At 35.4% G+C, this 23230-nt stretch carries 27 protein-coding genes and 1 tRNA gene; 14 read left to right on the forward strand and 14 right to left on the reverse strand.

The window, feature by feature from the left end; translation table 11 throughout:
- Positions 1-15 precede the first annotated feature (15 nt).
- The 11 genes from CHELV3228_RS02345 (at position 16) to argS (ending at position 10191) form a co-directional block, all read left to right on the forward strand.
- Positions 16-519, forward strand: coding sequence for a ubiquinol-cytochrome c reductase iron-sulfur subunit (locus tag CHELV3228_RS02345; protein ID WP_082200729.1), 504 nt, complete (start codon positions 16-18; stop codon positions 517-519).
- A 1-nt stretch (position 520) separates the two neighbouring features.
- Complete coding sequence (locus CHELV3228_RS02350; RefSeq protein ID WP_082199360.1) at positions 521-1771, forward strand: cytochrome b; 1251 nt, start codon at positions 521-523, stop codon at positions 1769-1771.
- On the forward strand, positions 1768-2895 hold the full coding sequence (locus CHELV3228_RS02355; RefSeq protein WP_082199361.1) for a c-type cytochrome: 1128 nt from the start codon (positions 1768-1770) through the stop codon (positions 2893-2895). The genes CHELV3228_RS02350 and CHELV3228_RS02355 overlap by 4 nt, the downstream gene beginning before the upstream one ends.
- Before the next feature lie 152 nt (positions 2896-3047).
- Positions 3048-3836 carry a 30S ribosomal protein S2 gene (gene rpsB / locus CHELV3228_RS02360; RefSeq protein WP_082199362.1) on the forward strand — a complete coding sequence of 263 codons (789 nt, stop codon included), beginning with the start codon at positions 3048-3050 and terminating at the stop codon, positions 3834-3836.
- Positions 3836-4912 (forward strand): translation elongation factor Ts, encoded by a 1077-nt coding sequence (gene tsf, locus CHELV3228_RS02365; RefSeq protein WP_082199363.1) that lies wholly within the window; start codon positions 3836-3838, stop codon positions 4910-4912. Before rpsB ends, tsf begins: the two co-directional genes overlap by 1 nt.
- Before the next feature lies 1 nt (position 4913).
- The gene (locus CHELV3228_RS02370; protein WP_082199364.1) at positions 4914-5549 is read left to right on the forward strand and encodes an ABC transporter ATP-binding protein; all 636 of its coding nucleotides are present in this window, start codon (positions 4914-4916) and stop codon (positions 5547-5549) included.
- Positions 5536-6303, forward strand: coding sequence for a flagellar biosynthetic protein FliR (gene fliR / locus CHELV3228_RS02375; protein ID WP_082199365.1), 768 nt, complete (start codon positions 5536-5538; stop codon positions 6301-6303). The genes CHELV3228_RS02370 and fliR overlap by 14 nt, the downstream gene beginning before the upstream one ends.
- Before the next feature lie 54 nt (positions 6304-6357).
- Positions 6358-7743 (forward strand): hypothetical protein, encoded by a 1386-nt coding sequence (locus tag CHELV3228_RS02380; protein WP_082199366.1) that lies wholly within the window; start codon positions 6358-6360, stop codon positions 7741-7743.
- On the forward strand, positions 7740-8357 hold the full coding sequence (gmk, locus tag CHELV3228_RS02385; protein WP_082199367.1) for a guanylate kinase: 618 nt from the start codon (positions 7740-7742) through the stop codon (positions 8355-8357). The genes CHELV3228_RS02380 and gmk overlap by 4 nt, the downstream gene beginning before the upstream one ends.
- 1 nt (position 8358) lies before the next feature.
- Positions 8359-8589 carry a twin-arginine translocase TatA/TatE family subunit gene (gene tatA / locus CHELV3228_RS02390; RefSeq protein WP_082199368.1) on the forward strand — a complete coding sequence of 77 codons (231 nt, stop codon included), beginning with the start codon at positions 8359-8361 and terminating at the stop codon, positions 8587-8589.
- A gap of 9 nt (positions 8590-8598) precedes the next feature.
- Positions 8599-10191, forward strand: coding sequence for an arginine--tRNA ligase (argS, locus tag CHELV3228_RS02395; protein WP_082199369.1), 1593 nt, complete (start codon positions 8599-8601; stop codon positions 10189-10191).
- On the opposite strand, the gene CHELV3228_RS02400 is transcribed toward argS, so the two are convergent.
- Genes CHELV3228_RS02400 through CHELV3228_RS02435 form a run of 9 tightly spaced genes read right to left on the reverse strand, consistent with a single transcriptional unit; the run spans position 10188 to position 17316 of the window.
- Positions 10188-10439: a TFIIB-type zinc ribbon-containing protein gene (locus CHELV3228_RS02400; RefSeq protein ID WP_082199370.1), complete on the reverse strand. Its 252-nt coding sequence runs from the start codon at positions 10437-10439 to the stop codon at positions 10188-10190. The two genes, argS and CHELV3228_RS02400, sit on opposite strands and share 4 nt — an antisense overlap.
- A gap of 43 nt (positions 10440-10482) precedes the next feature.
- Positions 10483-10986, reverse strand: a complete 504-nt coding sequence (locus CHELV3228_RS02405) for a threonine/serine exporter family protein (RefSeq protein ID WP_082199371.1) — start codon at positions 10984-10986, stop codon at positions 10483-10485.
- Positions 10983-11759 (reverse strand): threonine/serine exporter family protein, encoded by a 777-nt coding sequence (locus tag CHELV3228_RS02410; RefSeq protein WP_082199372.1) that lies wholly within the window; start codon positions 11757-11759, stop codon positions 10983-10985. Before CHELV3228_RS02410 ends, CHELV3228_RS02405 begins: the two co-directional genes overlap by 4 nt.
- Positions 11756-12364, reverse strand: a complete 609-nt coding sequence (locus CHELV3228_RS02415) for a DedA family protein (protein ID WP_082199373.1) — start codon at positions 12362-12364, stop codon at positions 11756-11758. The genes CHELV3228_RS02410 and CHELV3228_RS02415 overlap by 4 nt, the downstream gene beginning before the upstream one ends.
- Positions 12364-12846, reverse strand: coding sequence for a peptidylprolyl isomerase (locus CHELV3228_RS02420; protein WP_082199374.1), 483 nt, complete (start codon positions 12844-12846; stop codon positions 12364-12366). The genes CHELV3228_RS02415 and CHELV3228_RS02420 overlap by 1 nt, the downstream gene beginning before the upstream one ends.
- A gap of 2 nt (positions 12847-12848) precedes the next feature.
- Positions 12849-14699, reverse strand: coding sequence for a motility associated factor glycosyltransferase family protein (locus tag CHELV3228_RS02425; RefSeq protein WP_167562780.1), 1851 nt, complete (start codon positions 14697-14699; stop codon positions 12849-12851).
- Complete coding sequence (locus CHELV3228_RS02430) at positions 14680-16464, reverse strand: motility associated factor glycosyltransferase family protein (protein ID WP_082199375.1); 1785 nt, start codon at positions 16462-16464, stop codon at positions 14680-14682. Before CHELV3228_RS02430 ends, CHELV3228_RS02425 begins: the two co-directional genes overlap by 20 nt.
- Positions 16436-16612 carry a hypothetical protein gene (locus CHELV3228_RS10190; protein ID WP_167562781.1) on the reverse strand — a complete coding sequence of 59 codons (177 nt, stop codon included), beginning with the start codon at positions 16610-16612 and terminating at the stop codon, positions 16436-16438. Before CHELV3228_RS10190 ends, CHELV3228_RS02430 begins: the two co-directional genes overlap by 29 nt.
- On the reverse strand, positions 16609-17316 hold the full coding sequence (locus tag CHELV3228_RS02435) for a YebC/PmpR family DNA-binding transcriptional regulator (RefSeq protein WP_082199376.1): 708 nt from the start codon (positions 17314-17316) through the stop codon (positions 16609-16611). Before CHELV3228_RS02435 ends, CHELV3228_RS10190 begins: the two co-directional genes overlap by 4 nt.
- A gap of 79 nt (positions 17317-17395) precedes the next feature.
- Here CHELV3228_RS02435 and CHELV3228_RS02440 point away from each other — a divergent pair, with 79 nt between their 5' ends.
- Genes CHELV3228_RS02440 through yedF form a run of 3 tightly spaced genes read left to right on the forward strand, consistent with a single transcriptional unit; the run spans position 17396 to position 19412 of the window.
- Positions 17396-17938, forward strand: a complete 543-nt coding sequence (locus CHELV3228_RS02440) for a GNAT family N-acetyltransferase (protein ID WP_082199377.1) — start codon at positions 17396-17398, stop codon at positions 17936-17938.
- 53 nt (positions 17939-17991) lie between these two features.
- On the forward strand, positions 17992-19185 hold the full coding sequence (gene yedE, locus CHELV3228_RS02445) for a selenium metabolism membrane protein YedE/FdhT (RefSeq protein WP_082199378.1): 1194 nt from the start codon (positions 17992-17994) through the stop codon (positions 19183-19185).
- Positions 19182-19412 (forward strand): sulfurtransferase-like selenium metabolism protein YedF, encoded by a 231-nt coding sequence (gene yedF / locus CHELV3228_RS02450; protein ID WP_082199379.1) that lies wholly within the window; start codon positions 19182-19184, stop codon positions 19410-19412. The genes yedE and yedF overlap by 4 nt, the downstream gene beginning before the upstream one ends.
- On the opposite strand, the gene recR is transcribed toward yedF, so the two are convergent.
- The 5 genes from recR to CHELV3228_RS02475 all read right to left on the reverse strand — a co-directional run bounded on the left by recR (position 19405) and on the right by CHELV3228_RS02475 (position 23218).
- Entirely contained in the window at positions 19405-19983 is a 579-nt protein-coding gene (gene recR, locus CHELV3228_RS02455) for a recombination mediator RecR (protein ID WP_082200731.1), read from the reverse strand. The genes yedF and recR overlap by 8 nt on opposite strands.
- Positions 19973-21217: an ArsS family sensor histidine kinase gene (locus CHELV3228_RS02460; protein WP_082199380.1), complete on the reverse strand. Its 1245-nt coding sequence runs from the start codon at positions 21215-21217 to the stop codon at positions 19973-19975. The genes recR and CHELV3228_RS02460 overlap by 11 nt, the downstream gene beginning before the upstream one ends.
- On the reverse strand, positions 21214-21882 hold the full coding sequence (locus CHELV3228_RS02465; protein ID WP_082199381.1) for a response regulator transcription factor: 669 nt from the start codon (positions 21880-21882) through the stop codon (positions 21214-21216). The genes CHELV3228_RS02460 and CHELV3228_RS02465 overlap by 4 nt, the downstream gene beginning before the upstream one ends.
- Positions 21883-21978: 96 nt before the next feature.
- Positions 21979-22055: transfer RNA gene (locus CHELV3228_RS02470), tRNA-Ile, on the reverse strand.
- A gap of 68 nt (positions 22056-22123) precedes the next feature.
- Complete coding sequence (locus CHELV3228_RS02475; protein ID WP_082199382.1) at positions 22124-23218, reverse strand: FtsW/RodA/SpoVE family cell cycle protein; 1095 nt, start codon at positions 23216-23218, stop codon at positions 22124-22126.
- Positions 23219-23230 lie beyond the last annotated feature (12 nt).

Here is a 23230-nt window from a genome sequence, read left to right on the forward strand (position 1 = left end):
AAGGAAAGGAAAGTTATGGCTACCTCTGAAAGTAGAAGAAGCTTTATAGGCTTTGCGTTTGGAACTGTAGCTGCTGTGGGTGGTGTTTTTTCGCTTGTGGCGATGAAAAAGACTTGGGACCCGCTTCCTAGTGTTAAGGCAGCTGGTTTTACTACGGTGGATTTAAGCTCTATGCAAGATGGCGAACTTAGAACAATAGAGTGGCGCAAAAAGCCCATTTTCATTTTGAAAAAGGCTGCAGATATGCCAAAAGACGCAAAACGCGATGTAGTAATAGAAAATGTTGCTTATACCGTTGTGATAGGACTTTGCACACATTTGGGTTGTATCCCAGCTTATGCGCCAAGTGAGCAACTTTTTAAGTGTGCCTGTCATGGGGGCGAATTTGACACTAGTGGGGTAAATGTTTTTGGACCTCCTCCAAGACCACTTGACATCCCTCCTTTTAAAATTGAAGGAACAAAACTCGTTTTAGGCGAGGAAGGTCCTGAGTATCAAAAAATGATGGCGGAGGCTTAAGATGGCACAAATTAGAAAGGCTAATGGCATAGTGGATTGGCTTGACCAAAGACTTGCGGTTCATAAACTGCTTGATGTTTTGATGAATAAATATTGGATTCCAAAGCAAATTAACTTCTTGTGGGCTATGGGAGTAATTTTAACAACTCTTTTTACCATACTTTTTGTAACAGGACTTTTACTTGTGATGTATTATAAGCCTGATGTGGCTCTTGCTTTTGATAGCGTAAATAAGACTATTATGCAAGAAGTAGAGTATGGATGGCTTTGGCGTCATATGCACGGCGTGGCAGCTTCTGTCGTCTTTTTAGTGATTTATATCCATATGCTTACGGGAATTTATTATGGCTCTTATAAAAAGGGGCGTGAAATGATTTGGATTAGCGGTATGCTTTTATTTGTCGTGTTTTCCGCTGAGGCTTTTAGTGGCTATATGCTTCCTTGGGGACAGATGAGTTATTGGGCTGCACAGGTAATTACAAATCTTTTTGGTGGAATTCCTTTTATAGGAGATGCTTTAGTTGTGTGGATTAGGGGTGATTATGCTGTGTCTGACCCTACTTTGACAAGATTTTTTATGCTTCATGTATGCTTACTTCCTATTGTGATTATTATGATTGTGGTTTTTCACTTCTATTCTTTAAGAATTCCACATGTTAATAATGAAATCGCTGAAGAGTTAGATTTTGATTTAGAAGCTGAAAAATATATGGCAGGAGATACTAAAGGTTCTAAGGTCATACCATTTTGGCCAGGTTTTTTAAGTAAAGATTTTATGTATATTTGCTTATTTATGATTTTCTTTTTCTATTTGGTAAGTTTTAAATTTAATTTTGCGATGGACCCTATCAACTTTGACCCGGCAGACGCTCTTAAAACTCCAGCGCATATTTATCCGGAGTGGTATTTCTTGTGGAGTTATGAAGTGTTGAGAGGATTTTTCTTTGATGTGGCTGGAATTAAAGCTTTTGATATAGGCTTGGCTGCTTTTGGTATCGCCCAAGTGATATTCTTTTTGCTTCCTTGGCTTGATAGAAGCGATGTGGTAAAACCAGCACACGAAAGACCTTTGTTTTTTATATGGTTTTGGGTTTTACTTGTAGATTTAATCGTTTTAACAGTGTATGGCAAATTGCCACCAACAGGTATAAATGCTTGGGTGGGATTTTATGCTTCTATTGTGTTTTTATTGTTGCTTATCGTAGTTTTACCTATGATTACAATAATGGAAAAAAAAGGAGCTAAAAAATGAGAGAATTAAAAATATTTTTAGTTGTAGTTGTATTTACAGCTCTTACATATTGGGGTGTTGAGCCTTATGCACATTCCATAATGAAGCCTCATGTAAGTCCTGCGAATTTTAATTTTGCGGAAGAGGATTTGAATTTTGCCAAGGGGATAGTGGCGGATAAGGAAGCTATTTTAACTCAAGCACAAAAGGAAAATAATGCTTCACAGGTAGAAAGTGCGACTAAAGCACTTGACGCAGCTAAGGAGACTTTAGCGAAAAATGAGGCTCTTTGGGCGAGTGTAGAAAAGATAGACTTTGCAAAAGGTGATGCGGTTAAGGGTAAGGCATTTTTTGAAGGAAATTGTTTTGCGTGTCATGGTTTAAAAGAGGATGGCATTGCTTCGAATTTTACAGATTCTTCAGCTTATGGGGTGATACCGCCTGATTTAAGTTCGGCTGCTTTACTTTACGATGAGAAATTTTTAGCAGCTTTAATTTTAAATCCCGCCTTGGCTTTAAAGGTTGAGCATAAATTTGGAGATGCTTTTATTATGACGGCTTATAATAGTGAAACTTCTGGTGAAAGTGAGGAGGTGGTAAATCAAAACATTGCTAATGTTGTTGCTTACCTCAAAGAAATGGCTCTTAAATTTGAAGAGAAGGAAGATGCTAAAATTAAGCAAGAGGTAGAGGCGAAGTATGCCAAAATGGAAGATGGTGCCGAAAAAACTGCTTTAATGGAAAAGGAAATGATTTTTGCTAAAGAAAGAGTGTTTTTTACGGAAGCTTGTGGTCGCTGTCACGATATGAAATATGATGGTTTTTCAAGCCTTTCTGCTAAAAATGATTTGAAAGGATATTTAGGCTCAGTTCCGCCTGATTTATCGATGATGATAAGAAGTAGGGGAGAGCAGTATCTTAATGATTTTATTAATAATACTCAAAAACTTTTAGCAGGAACAGCAATGCCAAGGGTAGGCTTAAATGAAGCTTCTCAAGAAAAGATAATTTCATATATCGAAAAAGTAGGCGATAGCAAGAAAGAAGAGAGGGAGAATGTTGGAATTTATATTATGATTTTCTTTGTAATTCTTAGCGTTTTTGCGATTTTATGGAAGCGCTCTATCTGGTCTAAACTTCATTAATTAAAGTCGCCTTTTGGCGACTTTTTCTTCATCTAAGTAAAAACTAAACTTATATTTTGTATAATTCCGCCTTATTTCACACGCATCAATTCTTTTTAGCTTGTTAAATTAATGGGTGCGGAGGAAAAAGCTAAATTTTAAGGAGAAATTCTATGGTTAGTATGAGAGATTTGTTAGAATGCGGTGTGCATTTTGGACATCAAACAAGACGCTGGAATCCAAAAATGAAGAAATTTATTTTTGGAGAGAGAAAAGGGATTTATGTTATTGATTTGCAAAAAACCCTAAGGTATTTTAGATACACCTATAATATCGTTAGAGACGCTGCTGCCGAAGGCAAGACCATTCTTTTTGTTGGCACAAAAAAGCAAGCGGGTGGAGCGATTAAAGAATATGCTGAAAAATGCGGTATGCCTTATGTTAATCATCGTTGGCTTGGTGGTATGATGACAAATTTTGGCACAATAAGACAAAGCATACGCAAACTTGAAGTAATAGAAAAAATGGAAGAAGATGGAAGCATTAAGCTTTTGACCAAAAAAGAAGCTTTAATGCTAACAAGAAAAAAAGAAAAATTATTAGCCTATCTTGGTGGAATTCGTTATATGAAAACTCAGCCTGATATGATTTTTGTAATTGATACCGTAAAAGAAAAAATAGCCGTTGCAGAGGCAAATAGGCTTAAAATTCCAGTGGTTGCTCCACTTGATACAAACTGCGACCCTGATTTAGTTACCTACCCTATACCGGGTAATGATGATGCGATTCGTTCAGTTCAACTTTTTTGCCAAGAAATGGCTGAAGCTATTAACGAGGGTAAATCCTTAAGAGAACAAGACGGCGATATTGAAGCTGGGGAAAAAGAGATAAGCGAGGAAGAAAAACAAGAGGTTTTAGAAGAGGCTATGAGTGAGGAAGATTTTGAGGAGGAGCGAGAATAATGGCTGAAATTTCTGCACAAATGGTTAAAGAACTGCGCGAAAGCACAGGCGCAGGAATGATGGATTGCAAAAATGCTTTGAAAGAAACTCAGGGCGATTTTGAAAAGGCGGTTCAACTTTTAAGAGAAAAAGGACTTGGAAAAGCTGCGAAAAAAGCCGATAGACTTGCGGCTGAAGGTTTGGTAAGCGTTAAAGTCAGCGATGATTTTACTAGTGCAACGGTAAGCGAGATAAATTCAGAAACTGATTTTGTAGCCAAAAATGAGCAATTTATCGCTCTTACAAAGGATACAACAGCACACATTCAAAATCACAGCCTTAAAAGTGTGGAAGAGCTTCATTCTAGTGAAATTAATGGTGTGAAATTTGAAGAGTATTTAAAAAGTCAAATTGCAACCATAGGTGAAAATTTGGTGGTAAGAAGATTTGCCACTTTAAAGGCAGGTGAAAAAGGTGTTGTAAATGGCTACATTCATACAAATGGACGCGTTGGCGTTATCATAGCTGCAGCGTGTGAAAATTTTGAAGTGGCAAGTAAAGCACGAGATTTTCTAAAGCAGCTTTGTATGCACATAGCGGCGATGAAGCCGAGTTATTTAAGTTATGATGAGCTTGATATGGATTTTGTAGAAAATGAATATAAAGCTTTAGTTGCCGAGCTTGAAAAGGAAAATGAAGAAAGACGCAGACTAAAAGATCCAAATAAGCCTGAACACAAAATTCCTAAATTTGCGAGTCGTAAGCAACTCAATGATGCGATTTTGAAACAAGCCGAAGAAGATATTAGGGCGGAACTTAAAGCACAAAATAAACCTGAAAAAATTTGGGACAAAATTATCCCTGGTAAAATGGAGAGTTTTATAGCAGAAAACTCTCAGCTTGATAGTAAATTGACGCTAATGGGGCAATTTTATGTAATGGATGATAAGAAAACCATTGCTCAAGTTATTGCTGAAAAAGAAAAAGAGTTGGGTGGGGCTATTAAGATAGTTGAATTTATCCGTTTTGAGGTAGGCGAGGGCTTAGAGAAAAAGACTGAAGACTTCGCAGCTGAAGTCGCAGCACAAATAGGCTAAAATGCAACTTTTAAGAGCGGAGAATTTAAGTCATAGTTTTGATTATCCGCTCTTTGAAAATTTAAATTTATCTTTAGAGTCCGGAGATTGCGTAGCCATACAAGGAAGTAGTGGTTGCGGCAAATCCACTCTTTTGCATATCTTATCCTCCCTCTTAAAGCCAAATTCTGGCACTATAAATTATAAAAATCAAGATTTGTATCGTTTAAATGAAAGCGAAAGGCTTGAAATTCGCCGTAGGGATTTTGGTATCATTTTTCAAGCACATTATCTTTTTAAGGGTTTTAGTGCTTTGGAAAATATAGAACTCGCTAGTGTTTTATCTAATCAAAATTTAGACAAGGAACTTTTGAAAAATTTAGGAATTTATGAACTTTTGCATCAAAAAATAGGTAAATTAAGCGGAGGACAGCAGCAAAGGGTTAGTATTGCTAGGGTTCTTTGTAAAAAACCTCGTGTGATTTTTGCTGATGAGGCTACGGGGAATTTGGATTTTCATAATGCCAAAAATGTTTTACGCATTTTGATGGATTATGCTAAGGATAATGATGCAGCCTTGTTTTTTGTGACACACGATGATACTCTTGCAAGATTTTGCGATAAGGTTTATACTTTAAAAGCAAATGGAATTTGTTAATTATTTGGGCGATAAAAATGTAGCTACTTTTATGCTCTTGTTTGCTAGACTTAGTGGGCTTATGGTGTTTTTCCCATTTTTTTCTCACAATAGCATTCCTGCAGTGGTAAAAACAACCATAGTCTTTTTTCTTACAATGTTTTTATATCCCTTAGCTAAACTCGAAGCTTTACACTTGGATAGTTTTTTTATTTTGCAACTTTTAAGCGAAGTGATTTTCGGTATGATAGCGGGACTTATCGTTCAGCTTGTTTTTGCTATAGTGATGATGGCTGGAGAGCAGATAGCTTTTACTATGGGTTTTACTATGGCGAGTGTTTTAGACCCTAGTTCTGGGATTAATATGCCTATAACTTCTCAAATTTTAAATTTGCTTGCCCTGCTTTTTTTCCTAGCTTTTGATGGACATCATTTAATGCTTTTATTTTTAAGTCAAAGCTTAACCTACATTCATCTTGGGGGATTTTATCCAAGTGAAAATTTTGTGCAGTATTTAAATTCTGGGATGCTCAGTGTTTTTGTTATAGGTTTTACTATGTCTTTTCCTATCCTTGCGATTTCTTTGCTTGCTGATGTGATTTTTGGAATTTTGATGAAGACTATGCCGCAATTTAATCTTTTAGTTATCGGTTATCCCATCAAAATCGCTCTTGCTTTTGTTGTTTTAATCGCTATTTTGCTGATTATGATGGAGTATTTTAAAGAACTCATCATAGAGGTTTTTTCAAATATGCAAACTCTTTTTTTTACCTAAGCTAATAATAAAAAAAGTTATCATAAAATAAACAATTATTTTTAAGGAAAGCTGATGAAAATTTTACTTTTAAATGAAAACCCTGTTGTTTCCAAGTTGATAAATCTTAGTGCGCAAAAAATGTCTTACGAGATAGAGGAATCGGATGCTTATAATGATGGAATTTATGATGTGATTATTGTAGATAGCGACACGGAGGTTGATATTGAAGCTTTGAGGGAAAAGTGCAAAAGACTAATTTATCTTAACCCTCGCAATAAAGAATGCGATGTAAAAGCAGAAATTTTACAAAAGCCTTTTTTACCAACGGATTTTTTGGCTCTACTTAGCAAGGAAGCGGTAAATTATGAAGAAGCTGAGGTAGAAGATGTAAATCCTTATGCGAATTTAAGTATCGATTTAGATTCTTTAAATTTGGAGGATTTGCCTAATGAAGAAGAAAGCGAAACCAAAGAGAGTGAAGAGATAGGTTTGGATGATTTAAGCTTGGATGAAGATGTTAAAGATGAGCAAGAAGTTAAAAATGAGGAAGAATTTGAGGATTTGAGTTTGGAGGAAAATTTGGACGAAGAACCTCTTTCTTTAGATGAGAATTTAAAAGAGCCTGAAGAATTAGTTGAAAATAAAGAAGAAGCGGAGCAGAAGGAACTTTCACTAGAAGAAGATTTAAATGAGCCTAGCGTGGAAGAAAATTTAAGCAAAAATGAAGAGTTAGGCGAAGAAAATTTGGAGGAAATTTCAAAAACAAATATAGAGGATTTGCCACAAAATGAGCCTTTAGAAGAAGCTGAAAATGAGGAGCAAGTGCCAGAGGCAGAAGAAGAGCAAGATACAGAAACCTTACCTGTGGTTGAGGAGCAAGAGAGTGAAGTGAGCTTTGAGGATTTGCCAGAAGATGCAGAATTTTTAGGACAAGAAAAAGAGCAAGAGAGCGAGACTGAGGAAACCTTACCTGTGGTTGAGGAAAATATAGAAGAGGAATTGCAAAATGAGCCTTTGAGCACAGAGGAGCAAATTAAGGAAGAATTAGCCCAGCTTGATGAACTTGATATGGAAATTAATCAAGATGATGGGGTTAAGGTTTTGGAGGAATTTAAAGAAGAACCTGTGCTAGATGATGAAGTTTTGGGTGCTAGTGATGAAGAGCTTGTCGTTCCAAATGTAGAATTAGATGAATTTGCAAATTTGAAAGAAAGGGATATTAAACAAGCTTTGGGAGAGGAAATTGAGCCTGAAGAAGAGGATGTTGATAGAGAAAAAGAGACTGGAGAAGTTGCGACAGGCGTTAGAATTTCTCAAGATGAGCTTATGAGTGAGCTTAGCCAAGGTATTAGCAAAGCAATTAGTTCAAGCATTAAAGATGATACTTTAAAGGCTGCGCTTAAAGGTATGAATATGAATATAAACATTAAAATAAGCTTTGATGAGGAAGGGCATTGAAAGGCTTTATTTTGCTTATTTCTGGTCCTAGCGGAGCAGGAAAATCGACCTTGCTTAAGAGACTTTTTGAAGAATTTGAAGATGAGCTTTATTTTTCTATATCTTCGACAACGAGAATGCCTAGAAACGATGAGATTGACGGGGTGCATTATTATTTCATCAGTCAAGAAGAATTTCAAAATGGTATAGAGAAAGGAATTTTTTTAGAGTGGGCCAGGGTGCATGGGAATTTTTATGGCACTTCTTTAGAGCATACAAATAAAGCTTTAGATGAGGGAAAGGTTGTTGTTTTTGACATTGATGTGCAAGGTTTTAAAATCGCAAGGAAAAGTTTGGGAGAGAAAATTAATTCAATTTTCATTACAACGAAAAGCAAAGCCGAGTTAAAAAAAAGACTTCTTAAGCGAAATATGGATACAATGGCACAATTTGAAAAAAGACTTCAAAATGCTAGCGAAGAGATGAGGGAGCTTGGGGAGTATGATTTTCTCATTATTAATGATGATTTAGAAAGAAGTTATGAGGCTTTACGCTCTATTTATCTCTCTTTAAAGCATAGAACAAAGAGGCAAGATTTAGAAAAAATTCAAAATTTATGGAGTGAAGGAGTATAGTATGGGTATAGGAAATATAGGTGTTAGTGGATGGATTATTATTCTTGTGATTGTTGTTTTGCTTTTTGGGGCAAAAAAAATTCCAGAACTTGCTAAGGGTGTTGGAAAAGGAATTAAAACTTTTAGAAGTGAAATGGAAGATGAGCCGAAAAATACGGCAAAAATAGAAGAAAAGCCTGAGGACAAAAACGCGACTAACAATGTCAATTTAGATGAAACAAAAAAAGCTTAAGGTTTAAGTTTGAAAAATATAGTCTATAAAGAGATTTATCAAATTTTAGGACGCGAGTTTATCCTTGAAAATCCTAAAGACAAATCTTTGGCACATTTTGCTACACCGATTGCTTTTTCTTTGGCTAAGGAGCTTAAAAAAGCCCCAGCTTTGATTGCTGCAGATTTAGTTTTAAAATTTGAAAATCATTTTTGTTTTGAAAAGGTTGAGGCATTAAATGGTTATTTGAATTTCAGGCTTTCTAGGGAATTTTTAGATACGCTTGCTAAAAAAGCTTTGAGGCATCCGGAAGATTTTTGCAAGGGTGAAGCGAAAAATCAAAGTTTTTTACTTGAATATGTTAGTGCAAATCCTACCGGTCCTCTTCATATAGGACACGCAAGGGGAGCTATTTTTGGTGATACTTTGGCAAGAGTTGCGAGGCATTTGGGTCATAGGTTTGATACGGAGTATTATGTTAATGATGCTGGAAATCAAATTGATTTACTCGGTCTTTCAATTTTATCTAAGGTTAAAATACTTTGTCTTAATGAAGATATTGAATATCCTCAAGACGCTTACAAGGGTGAGTATATTGATGATTTGGCAAGAGAGGCTTTTGCGCATTTTGAAAAAGATTTTTTTACAATGGAAAATGTGTCAAGCTTAGCTTTTTGGGCTAAAGATAAAATGCTTGATTTAATTCAGCAAAATTTAGCACAAGCAAATATTAAAATAGACAATTATGTGAGTGAAAAATCTTATTACAACGCCTTAAATTCAACAATAGAATCCCTAAAAGCTCACGGAGGTATTTATGAGAAAGATTATAAAATTTGGCTCGCCTCTTCTTTAAAGGGTGATGAAAAAGACCGCGTTATCGTGCGTGATGATGGGCGTGGGACTTATTTGGCTGCAGATATTGTTTATCATAAGGATAAGATGAGTAGAGGTTATGATAAGTGCATTAATATCTGGGGGGCAGACCACCATGGATATATCCCAAGAATGAAAGCTGCTATGGAATTTTTGGGTTTTGACTCTAAAAATTTGGAAATAATCCTCGCACAAATGGTTTCTTTATTAAAAGATAATCAACCCTACAAAATGAGCAAAAGGGCGGGAAATTTCATTTTAATGAGTGAAATTTTAGATGAGATAGGAAGCGACGCCTTAAGATTTATTTTTCTTAGTAAAAAATGTGATACGCATTTAGAATTTGACATTGACAACCTTAAAAAAGAAGATGGTTCAAACCCTATATTTTATATCAATTACGCTCACGCTAGAGTGAGGCAAATTTTTCTTAAGGCAGAAAAAAGTCTTGATGATGTTTTGGAAGCGGATTTGTCAAATTTAAATGCTGATGGTGCAAATTTACTTTTTGAAGCACTAAATTTGGGAGCTGTTTTAAATGATGCTTTTGAGATGAGGGCTTTGCAAAAACTTCCTGATTATCTTAAAAATTTAGCAGCATCTTTTCATAAATTTTATTATGAAAATAAAGTGATAGGAGCTGAAAATGAAGAAAGCTTACTAAAGCTTTTTGCTTTAGTAGCACTTAGCATTAGGACAGGGTTTGCCCTTATGGGAATTCGGGCAAAAGATAAAATGGAACATTAGAAATCAAAAAGCTCCCCTATCCAGCTTTCTCTCTTTTTCTTTTTATAATAACCATCGTTATGATGAGTTTGATGATATTCATTTCTTGCGTAAGGAGAACTCGTTCTTTCAGTTGGAGTGCTACGCTCGATGATTTTGTCAAGCTCACCTCTATCAAGCCACACACCACGACATTTAGGGCAGTAGTCGATTTCTACGCCACTTCTATCACTCATTACTAAATCAACATTGCAAACAGGGCAAAGCATACTTATCCTTTCTTAAAAAATTTATTTATTTAAGCATAGATTATTAAACAATGTGTTTAAATTCCTTGCGATTTCTTGTCATCATAAAGCTTTGTTCAAAAAAGATAAGTAAGGTAACAGATACGCCAACAGCCAAAGATAAAGTTACCGAAAGGGTGGTAAAAAAGTGGTCAAAAAAACCTATTAAAAAATTTGTTTTTGCTTTTATATCCTCACTTCTTATAAAAGAGAAAAGATATAAAATAGCTTGGTAGGCATAAATTCCCGGTATCATAGGAATGAGTGCTGGAAAAGCGATGATTTCGGCGGGAGTTTTGCTGATTTTAGCAAACAAAATTCCAAGACAACCTATACAAAAAGAAGCAACAAAGGTCGCAATCGCCAAGGTTTGAAAATGAAAATAATTAAGCAAAGCAAAACGAAGTCCGTGCGCTATGGCGGCAAGAAAGGCTGAGAGAATGAGCGTTTTTAAAGGGGGATTGCAAGCGTAAGCAAAGCCAAATCCAGCAATAGCCGCAAAAAGCATATCATTAAGTAAGGCACTCATTGTAAAATTCCATAATTAGAAATGCTAAGGGTTGCATAAATGCCCACAGCAATGCAACACACTAAAATCGCCACGCTAATGATACGACTAAGTCCCATTAAAATGTGGTCTTTTAATATATCAATAATCGAGTTGATAAAAAATACGCCAGGTATAAGGTATAAAATGCTTGAGCCTAAGGCAACATGAGCTTCTTTAGTTAAATTTGCATCGATTCCTAGAAAAACTATCCACGAGGAGATAAAAGAGCAGATGAGGTATTGCACTCTTAAATCAATCTTAATTTTTGTTAAAATATATCTTAGACTAAGTCCTATAACCGTGCCTAAAAAAACTAAATAAAAACCACCAAAATCCCCACCAAATAGCCTACAAAATGCAGCATTACCAAGTGAGACGAGCAGTAAGGTTAGGGCATAGGAATATTTTTTTTGAGTGCTGATTTGATAAAAAAGTTTTTTCGCATTTTCCAAATCGTATTTTTTATCATAAATCGCCCAACTTAAAGCACTCAAATCCAAAATAAGCTTAAAATTTAAATGTGCGTGTTTGTTGGGGATGATGTAGGTGCGGCTAATGGAATTATCTTCTTTATCGACTATGTTGATAGAAAAATGATGAAGGAAAAAATTAATATTGATTTCGTAGCCATAAATTTGAGCGATTCTGCCGACACATTTTGAAACTCTTGCCGTGTAAGTCCCTGAGTTTAACATTGTGCTTGTGTATTCTGTTAAAAAGTTGCTTAAAGCTTGGATATGTGGTTTTTTCATCGATTTTCCTTAATAAAAGGTTTTTTGATTTTAATATAAATAATACTAAGGATAAAAACAAAAAGTAGAATAAAAAGCAAAATTTGATGTAAATATTCTTTAATCAACTCTTCATTTTCTCCTAAAAAATAGCCTAAAAATACAAGTATGCTAACCCAAATTCCGCTCCCAGCAGCGGTAAAAATGATGAAATTAACGAGCTTCATTTTTGCTAAACCAGCAGGCATAGAGATGTATTGACGGATACCCGGAAGCAAACGACAAACAAAAGTGGAAAATTCGCCGTGCTTATTGAAAAAGTTTTCAAATTTGGCAAATTTTTCTTCAGTAATGCCAAAAAATCGTCCATAACGCAAAACAAAACCTTTGCCCCAAAAAAAGCAAAGATAATAATTTATCAAAGCTCCCAAAATAGAGCCGAAAATTCCACTTAAAATACAAAGGCTAAGATTTAGTTCGCCTTTGTGCGCTAAATATCCAGCAGGTATCATCACAATCTCGCTTGGAAAAGGGATAAAGCAGCTTTCTAAAGTCATTAAAACAATAATGCCAAAATAGCCCCAAGCACTCGCCGTTTCGATGATAAAATTAAATATTTCTTGCATTAAATTTTATCTAAAATTTCGATGTCTAAAATTTTATCTCCTTGTTTAATGGAGTCTAAAACTTTAAGGCTCTCTTCATCTTTTTCGTCGATTTGTCCAAAAATGGTATGCACTCCGTCTAAATGTGGCTGTGGGCTGTGTGTGATGAAAAATTGCGAACTGCCTGTGTCGCGTCCTGCGTGAGCCATAGAAAGTGTGCCTCTTAGGTGTTTGTGCGTTTGATTATCGCACTCGCAACTTATCTCATAGCCCGCTCCACCTATGCCATTGCCGTGCGGACAGCCTCCTTGAATGACAAAATTCTTTATCACGCGGTGAAATTTCAAATCCTTATAAAAGCCCTCTTTGGCTAAATTTGCAAAATTGCACACGGTTTGAGGTGCTTCATCGCCAAAAAGTTTAAGTTTAATGTCGCCTTTTTCGGTTTTAATGATTGCACCTTTATATTCTTCAACCTTACTTGTGTCTATATCCTTTAACATTATCATTCCTTAAGTTTATTTTCCAAAGGCTTTAGGGCGTTTTCTAGTCTTAAATTTAGCGTTTGCAAAGCTTTAAAAATAAATTCTATCAGCTTTAAATTTTCTTGCAATAAAATTAAGTTTTTATTAAATTTATCCTCTAAAGTTTTTGGGTTTAAAACCAAAATTCTAGCAAGATTTAGTTTAAATTGGGTAATGTAAGGGTTTAAAAGCTCAAATAATTCATAATATTTTTCTTTATTTTGTAAAATCATCATTTCAAATTGCTTCAAAATATTTGATTCAAAATTTTTCAAGTCAGCATTTTCAAGCCTTAAAATTTCTTCTTGTATAAGATTTGAAAACCGCAAAAGGCTATTTTGAAAATCATTGCTATGCTCTAGTGCTTGTGTGATTTTCTCACTTGCTTTTTGCAAAAGTTCTTTTGAATTTGTTGGTTTTTCTAAGAGAGGTAAGGGACGATTTAAATTTTCTTTTAAGAACTCTTCGCAGCATTCCTTAAAGCTTTTTTCTATCGTCCCCTCTATCCTCGCACCGCCCTCAGTCGCGTTATAGCAGGTAAGATTTGAGCGTAAGATGATGTCTTCTAAATTTTGTTTAAACAAAAGCCAAATTTTATGAGTAAAAACTTTAGTTTTGCCTCCGTATGCTAGAATTGGAATTTTTGTATAGCTACTTTCAAAATCTTGATTGTGTTGGTATTCTTTAGGGTGTGAAAAGCCATTTTCATCAAAGGCTAAATCCTGCCCTATAAGGATAACATTTTGAATTTCAAGTGTATGGGCGAGTGAGTAGGACATACAAGCGACATTAGAAAGTGGCAGTTCAAAGTCATAATCCTTAAAATCCATAAAACGCGCGAAATTTAAAGTTTTATTAATAAGAATAAAATTTTTATCCTTAAGATAGCTTAGGGCATTAGGATGCACCAAAGAGGCTAAAATAAAACAAATCCCCTCATCAAAATCCCCAAAATCGTGCTTAAAAAATTCCGCAGTAAAATCACTTCTTTCTACCATACAAACAAAATCAGGCTTAATGTTATGCCTTGCTAAGATAGGATAAGCACTATCCGCACAAAAAACTAATGCTTTTTCTCTATATTTTTTTAAAAGCGGAAGTTGCTTTATGAGGCTTGGTCCCGTGCTTACGATGATGGCATTTTGACTTAAATTTTTTCTTTTTTTAATGAATTCTTTAAGGCTTGGGTGGGTAAGCTGAAATGGGATATTTAAGATAAATTGCTCTATGCCTTGAAGCGCATCAAGTGGGTCGTTTCCGTGAGAAGAAATGACATAGGAAAAGCTTTGCAATAAAGCTTGATTGAGCTTCAAAATTTCTTCGCTAAATTTTTCATAATAATGACTACTAAGCTCTAAAAAATAAACTCTAGCATAGCTTAAAAAAGGCTCTAAATTACAAAGGCATCGAAGCTCTTCCGTGCTTAAAGTGTTGGCATCAAAAACAAGAATTTGTTGATTCATAAGCTCGTTTGAAAAATCAATATGATGAAAGATGGTATAAAGAATTTCAAGCTCTTTTTCAAAAACAACGATATGCTTGTGATGAGAATTTTGAAGTAAGGCTTTAAACAAAAGCCCATTGCCAAAGCCATAAAAATAAAGCACAGGATAAAGGGCAAATTTATCATTGTAACGCTCTAAATTCTGCTTCAATTCGCTTAAGGGATTTTGATACATCACCCCCCCCCCCCCCTCATCGAGCAAATTGACATCAAGTTCATTTTTGCCTACGATGAGCTTAAATTTGCTTTCTTTTATGCTAAGAAGCTCTTGTTTTAAAAGAGGATTTTTTAAGGCGTTTAAATTTGCGTTAAAGAGTGCTTTTTGCATATTTTTCCTTTATTTTATCTTTGTAAGGATTAAGATGAGTTAGAGCATTTTCGAGGGGGCTTAGGTGCTTGATAATCGTTTCTTTTTGCTCCGTTAAGCCTTGTTTTGCTAGGGAGATTAAACTTAAATGAGCGTTAGCATAAAGGAGGGTTTTTTGATAATTTTCTTGGATATTTTTAGCATTTTGCACCAAAATCGTAGCAAGATCAAATTCAAATTGTGCTAGGAGAGGATTTAAAACATCAAATAAAATAGCCTTGTCTTTTTTATTTTTCTCTATCTTTTCTTTGCAATTTTCAATAAGCTGGACTAAATTTTGTTGCGTTTCTTTGAAGGTTTGAGGATTAGAAAGAGAAAAAGTCTCGTAGGCTTTTTGAATTTTATCTTCATTTTCTTCAAGCTCTTGTAAAAATGCCTCGCTTAAACTTAAACTTTGATAAATTTTAGCATAGCATTTGAATAAAAGCTCGTCTTGTTTGACTTGGCTTAAGGATTTTAAATTTTCAAAAGGTCTTTTTAGCTCTTCTTTTAAAAGTTCTTCGCAGCATTGCTTAAAGCTTTTTTCTGTTGTTTCTTCTATCCTCACGCCCCCTTCAGTTGCGTTAAAAATTTGAATATCAAGCCATTTCTTAGCCTCTAAAATATCGGCTTCAAAGCTATGTTTAAACATGTTCCAATACAAATTTGTTTCTACAAAACCTTCCCCACCATAAGCTAAAACGCTAAATTTCTTACTTTCGCTCTCGTAATTTTGCCCGTGTTGGTAGTCTTTAGGGTGAGAAAAGCCACTCTCATCATAGCTTAAATCCTGTCCGATTAAGATGATATTTCGCACTTTCAAGCATAAAGATAGCACAAAAGCTAAATTTGCTACGCTTGGACCTCCATAATGCAGGGCAAAAGCATCGAGCCTAAAAGCCTTGATGAAAGGCAGGGTTTCGTTAAATACAATATAGTTTCTTTTGTATTGCTCCATATATTTAAGAGCGTTTGGATGCACGACACTTTTAAGGATAAAGCAAATCCCCTCATCAAAATCCCCAAAATCGTGCTTAAAAAATTCCGCAGTAAAATCACTTCTTTCTACCATACAAACAAAATCAGGCTTAATGTTATGCCTTGCTAAGATAGGATAAGCACTATCCGCACAAAAAACTAATGCTTTTTCTCTATATTTTTTTAAAAGCGGAAGTTGCTTTATGAGGCTTGGTCCCGTGCTTACGATGATGGAAGTTTTTGCTATATTTTGTCTCTTGCTTAAAAATTCTTTCGCGCTTGGGTGGTTTAGAATTTGCGGAAGATTATGGATAAAATGCCCCACACCTTGCAAGGCGTCCTCTAGGTTATTCCCCTTGCTAAACATCGCTTGAGAAAAGGTTTCTTGTAAATCAAGCTCAAGCCTTTCATAATCTTGCTGAAAATTTTCATAATACTTAGCACCCAAATGCAAAATGCAAGTCTTTGCATAAGTTAAAAATGGCTCTTTTGTGCAAAGCTCTCTTAAAATCATATTGTTTGATTGATGATAAATGATAAGCCTTTCTTCCTCTAACTCTTTTGAAAAATCGATGAGGCTTAAGCACAGCCATAAAAGTTCTAAATTTTCTTCAAAAACAACGATATGTTTGTGATGAGGATTTTGAAGCAAGGCTTTAAACAAAAGTCCATTGCCAAAGCCGTAAAAATAAAGCACAGGATAAAACGCAAATTGCTCGTTATAAAATTCTAGGCTTTGCTTAAGCTCGACTAAGGGATTTTGATACATCACCCCCCCCCCCCTCTAAATTTGAAAAGTTGAGTTCTAAACTATCCTTTCCAAAGACGGGTTTAATGTGCGTATGCTTAATGCCTCTTAGCTCTAATTTTAGCGTTTGGTTTTCAAGAGCGTTTAAATTTTTTTCTAAAGTATTCATTCTATATTTGTATAAACAGCTTGCACATCGTCATCATCTTCTAGTTTGTCAAGAAGTTTTTCTATATCTGCAAGTTCTTCCTCGCTAAAACTAACAGGTGAATTTGGCACATACTCAAGCCCCGCTTTTTTAACCACCAAGCCCTTAGCCTCGATAGCATTACTCAGCTCACCAAAAGCGGTATAATCACCGCTAATTAAAAGCTCTTCTTCGTCTTGATTAAATTCTTCAAGTCCTGCATCGATGAGGTCAAGCTCAAGCTCCTCCAAATCGCCCTCAAATTTTTCTAAGTGAAAAACTGCCTTTCTAGCAAACATAAAGCCTAAAGCCCCATTTTGTAGCATTTCTCCGCCGTTTTTGTTAAAAATCGCCTTGACATTAGCAACGGTTCTAGTTGGATTATCACTCATACACTCGACCATTATCAAAGCTCCGTGCGGGGCTTTGCCCTCATAATGTATGCTTTTAATCTCCGCACTATCTTTACCGCTTGCCCTTTTGATTGCGGCGTCAATGTTGTCTTTTGGCATATTATTAGCCTTAGCTGTGGCGATGGCAGAACGAAGTTTTGGATTCATATCAGGGTCGCTTCCACCCTCTTTTGCGGCGACTTGTATCGCCTTAGCAAGTTTAGGAAAAAGCTTACTCATCTTGTCCCATCTAGCTTCTTTTGAGGCTCTGCGGTATTCAAATGCGCGTCCCATAGTGTCCTTTCTTAAGTTAATTTAAAGTTAAAAGTATAAAATAACAAGGCTTTAAAGGGGTTTAAATTAAGGAGAGAAAATGATACGAAAAGCACAAAAAGAAGATGTAAAAAAGACGATGTTTTTACTTGCTTTGGCGATGGAGCATTTTATTTATAAGCTAAGCGGAAAAGAGGATTATAGCGAGGCTATGGAAATTTTAGAAAACTTTTTTTTGCAAGAAAACAATAGGCTTAGCTATGAAAATATTTGCGTTTATGAAGAAGACGGCGAAATTTTGGGTGCGATTTGTTTTTATGATGGGGCTAGGGCTGAGTTTTTGGATGTGCCTTTAAAGATGAATTTAAAAGCTTTAGGAAAGCAAGATACTATCTTAAAAGAATGTGAAGATGAATTTTATTTAGATAGCGTGGCTGTCGATGAAAAGGCTAGGGGTAAAGGTATCGCTAAAAAGCTCATTTTACACGCGCAAGAAGAAGCACAAAAAGCACAGAAAAAACTTTCTTTAATCGTTGAAACGCAAAATGAAGTCGCAAAAAAAACTTATGATAAATTAGGCTTTAAGTGTGTGAATTTAAAGAAATTTCACGGACATTTATACGAATATAGAGAGTTGATTTAAATTTGTTATAATTTCGCAATTTTTATCAAGTTTTGATACGACAAAGGATTTTTATGCAAACTTTCAAACAAAAATATCTCATCAATTTTTGGGACAATTATAGGGCTTTGGTTGCACTGGGGATTTTAAGCGCTGTGTATTTTGGCATTTTTGGCGGCGTGTGGGCTGTTACGGGAGAGATGACTCGTTGGGGAGGAGAGTTTTTAGAGCTTTTTGGAGTGGATTTAAGCTCTTATTCTTATTATCAAAAGCAGAATTTAAACGGCACTCCACTGACAAGAAGCGATGGCTTAATGCTTATAGGAATGTTTATAGGCTGTTTTATCGCCGCCCTTTGGGCAAATAAAATCAAATGGCGTCTTCCAGCGAGCAGGATAAGGGTGTTTCAAGCTTTAGTGGGTGGAGCTTTGGCTGGTTTTGGTGCGCGTCTTGCTTTTGGTTGTAATTTGGCAAATTTCTTTACGGGACTTCCTTATTTTTCTTTACATACTTGGGTTTTTACGCTTTTTATGGTTGGGGGAATTTATGTAGGCGTGAAGCTTTGTAATAGTCAATTTTTTAAACCACAGGCAAAATTAGTAAAAGTTGATAAGCAAAACTGCACCTTAAAGCCTGATAAATCAAGAGCAAGATTTTATTTTTTACTAGGAAGTATTTTATTTGCGTTTTTTATACTTGCCTTGTTTTATTTTAGTGTGGGAGAAATTAATGTAAAAAATAAGCCAAGCTTATTATCTCTTGCGCTTTTATTTGGCTTTGGTTTTGGCTTCATTATCGCAAGGGCGCAAATTTGCTTTACTTCTTGTTTTAGAGATTTGTTTTTATTTGGTAGAGATAAGGCTATAAAAGGTGCTTTAGTGGGGATGATAATCGCTTCTTTAATTGCCTTTGCTTTCATCTTGCAAGGACACGGCACTAAACTTATAGAAATTTCTCCCGCTCTTGCTTTGGGGGCGTTTTTGTTTGGTTTTGGTATCGTGTTTGCTGGGGGCTGCGAGTGTGGATGGACTTATAGGGCTTTTGAGGGGCAAACGCATTTTATGCTTGTGGGCATTGCAAATATCGCTGGGACTATGATTTTGGCTTTGAGTTATGATTTTATCCCCGGTGTTTTGAAAGAGGGGGTTAAGATCAATTTGCTTAATTTTGGAAATTTCACAGGATTTTTACTAAATCTTATACTTTTCATTTTAGTTTTCATTTTGATTTTATGGTATAAAAGACGCTTTTTTAAGGAGGTATTATGAAGATAGATTATAGTTTAAATTTGGAGGGGGAGGCTTGTCCTTATCCTGCCATTGCAACCTTAGATGCTTTAAAAGAACTTAAAAGTGGGGAAATTTTAGAGGTGCTTTGCGATTGTCCGCAAAGTATCCATTCTATCCCAAATGATGTAAAAAGTAGAGGATGTAAGGTGCTTCAAATCGACCAAGATGGACCGACTTTACGCTTTTTGATACAAAAATCTAGTTGATTTTGGTGCGGAAATTCATAGCACGATGCAAAGAGATGAAATCAACATTTTCCAAATTAACCCCACTTGGAATCCCTTGTGCTATCTTGCTAAATTTAAGTTCTAAGTGTTTTAAATTTTCTTCTATGAAAAAAATCGTTGCGTCAGAATGAACGCTGTGGGTAAATGCGAAAATAAGCTCTTCGCTTTTTAGCTTCTCTATCATAACTTTTAGTTTGTTTAGCTTTTCTTCGCTTAATTCATTTAACACAAAATAAAAGCCGTTATACCCTCCGCTTTCTTCTAAAATTAAAATATCCTTAGCATTTTCCACAAGGCAAATAAGACTTTCATCTCTTTGGCTGTCCGTGCAAATTTCGCAAAGCTCATTTTCGCTCAAAGCTCCACATTGTTTGCAGCTTTTGATAAACCTTAAAGCATTTTCTATGTTGTGAGAAAGTTTCATTCCTTCTAAAGGATTTTGCATACAAATGTATAGGGCTAGGCGTATGGCTGTTTTTTTGCCTATGGTGGGGAGATTTGCAAAGCTTTCAACGAGTTCGTTGAATTTTTCTAAACCCTTATAAGCCATCGTTTTCTCCAAAAAATACCTTAAAATGATGGGTGTGGTTTTTAAATTCATATTTCAACTCAAAGTTGTGTAATTTACATACTTCGTAAATGATATAAAGTCCAAGCCCCATACCCTCTTTGTCTTTTGTATTTTTATCACGCGTAAAGGCTTTGAGGTAAAATTCTAAAGGGTGTTCGAGGGTTTGTCCGTGATTTTTAATGACGAAATAATTATGAAAGCATTCAAGCTCACAAGTGTTGTTTGTGGAATATTTAAGGGCGTTATCAAGAAGATTTTTAATGATAAGGGAAAAAATTTCTATGTCTGCATTGATGATAGGGTCATCGTGCAAGTTGATTTTTATCACCTTGTCAAAATCGTCTCTTAAAAGAGAATTGCGGGCTTCATTTAAAAAGGTGCTAAAATTATGATTTTCGAGGATAAGATTGTAATTTTTGGAAAAAAGATTTTCTATTTTGGCAAATTCGTTGATGAGATTATTCATTCTTTTAAAAATGTCGATGAGGCGTTCTTTTTGCTTTTCATCTTTGGTCATTTCTGAGATAATTCTACCCTTACCGATAGGCGTTTTAAGCTCGTGCATAATGGTTCTTAAAAAAAGTTGCCTTGAGTGGATAAGGTCTTGATTTCTACAATAAGCTTTGTCAAATTCTAAAGCTATCATTCCTATCTCGTCTTTAGAATAGTTTTTAAAATCTGGCGTTTGTCCGCTATTTATCTTAATAATTTCATTTTTGAGTTTTTTGAAAGGTTTTAGCGAATTTAACACAGAAAAATACATAAAGATGAGTAAAAAAGAAAAGAAGAAAAAACTTGTTAGCAAAAGCCCATAAACCCTATCATTATCTTTTTGCTTAAAAATTCCATCAAAGTGTTTGCAAACGATACTAAGATAGATATTATGGCGATAAAGCAAGGAAGAAAAGGTGCAATCTTGTTCCTTAGCCTCAAAAAGTTTTCTGCCCTCCTGGTGTATGGTTAGAGCAAGGTCGTTTTGTTTTAATTCTTTAAAACCCATATTTTCAAGATCTTTTTTAAATTCGTTATTAAAATGGTTACTTTTTTCACTTGCGGAGAGAATTGTAATAAGCTCTTCTTGCTTAATGCCAATTTTCTCATTATGAGCATTTTTTTCTATTTGCAAAAGCACGATAAAAAGAACACACACCATAATGAAAGTAAGGATAAACAAACCTATGAGTTTGGAGCGTATGGTGTAAGTTTGTATCATCCTACGAGCTTATACCCTATACCCCTGACGGAGAAGATATATTTTGGCGACCTTGAGTTATCGCCAATCTTAGTTCTTAAGCGTCCTATGATAACATCAAGGCTTTTAGAGTCTCTATCTCTTAAGCTTTTACAATGGCTAACAAGCTGTTCCCTCGAGATGGAAAGTCCGTGCTGTGAGATGAGGTATTCTAAAATTTCATATTCTGCTGGGGTTAGGGTGAGTGGGCGTCCATTGCAAGAAATTTCGTGTCTTCTTTTATCAACTTTAAAATCGGAGTTGATGTTTTCTTTCACATTTTCTTCTATCCTCTTGCTACGACGCACCAAGCTTATAATTCTTGCATACATTTCTTTAGGGTCATAAGGCTTTGGCAGGTAGTCATCTGCTCCAATTTGAAGTCCTACAACCTTATCGCTCAAATCGCCTCTTGCGGAGGAGATGATGATGGGGATATGGCTTTTTGTTCTTATTTCTTTGCAGACTTCAAGCCCATCAATGCTCGGTAAAGTAAGGTCTAAAATAAGGCAATCATATCCGTCAAGTCCATTAGCTAAAGCATTTTTTGGAGATTCATAATTTGTAATGTTAATATTAAACTGCACTAGATATTCAGAAAGTAGTTGGGCAAAATCTGAGTCGTCTTCAATCATTAAAACTTTCATCGTTTTTACCTTTCTTTGTAAAAATTCTATTTATTATAATGTGAATTGATTAATATTTTGTTAAGAGATGAAATTTGATTGTGAAGATAGAGTAAATGGTGGATTCAGCAGGACTCGAACCTGCGACCAACCGGTTATGAGCCGGTTGCTCTAACCAGCTGAGCTATGAATCCACTGGCTTATTTTAAAGCCGAAATTATAGCTTAATTTTCTTAAAAGAAATTTATTTTCTTAAAATTGCTTAATTTTTGTCCGTCCAAAAAAATCTAAAAGTGATTAAGTGCTGTAAAATGCCAAAAAACACCATAAAGGTTGTAAAAGAACTACCCCCATAGCTAAAAAAAGGCATAGGTATGCCAACCACAGGCGCAAAGCCCACGGTCATAGAGATATTAACAGCTGTATAGATAAAGATAAATAAAGCGACGCAATTTATCACAACCCGCGTAAAATAGTCTTCTTTAAATTTGTAATTTAAACTCAGTAAATGAAAGATGAGTAGGGCATATAAAAGTACTAAAAATAAAGCACCAAAAAAACCAAATCTCTCTACTACATAAGCGAAGATAAAATCGCTTGTCGAAATTGGTAAAAATTTAGAATGCGTTTGCGTTGCTTCATCTTCCACCTTGCCACTAAGCCCTCCGCTACCTATGGCGATGATAGATTGTGCGACTTGATGGCTTGGTTTTTCGGATAGAAAATCGTGAATTCTTTGCTTTTGATAAGGTTTTAAAAAATGCGTGTAAATCAGTGGTGAGGCAAGGGCTATGGCTAAAAAAATGCTAAGCCAAATTTTGTAATTCACCCCTATGATAAAAAGCGCTCCAAAGCCTACGATTAGAAGCACGCTAGCCGTGCCTAAATCCGGTTCTTGGGTGATGAGAAGAAAAGGCAGAAGTATGAAAAAGCTTAGTTTAATAAAGTCTTTTAATCCATAACCTTCTTTTGGTGGAGGATTTTGGTAAATTAAATAAGCTAACATTAAGATAAATGCGGGTTTAAAAAGTTCAGATGGCTGGATGGTGAAAGAAGTGAAAGGAATGGCAAGCCATCTTTTCGCTCCCAAATTTTCAACGCCAAATAAATCTACGCTTAAAAGTAAGGCGATATTAATCCAGTAAAGCATAGGAATCAACCAAATAAATCTTCTAAGAGGCAAAAGAAAAAAGAGGGAAAAAACCAAAAAACCCACACAAATATAGATAAATTGCTTCTCTGCTAATCTCGCGCTTGCCTCATAGATAAGAAAAAAAGAGAGTGAGATGATGGGCAAAATGAGAACGGGCTGTATGTAGTCAAAATGTGTAAGTATTCTTCTGTCGAGTTTAAACAAAATTTGCCTTTT

This window comes from Campylobacter helveticus (genome assembly GCF_002080395.1).
In the GTDB taxonomy this organism is placed as follows: Bacteria; Campylobacterota; Campylobacteria; order Campylobacterales; family Campylobacteraceae; genus Campylobacter_D; species Campylobacter_D helveticus.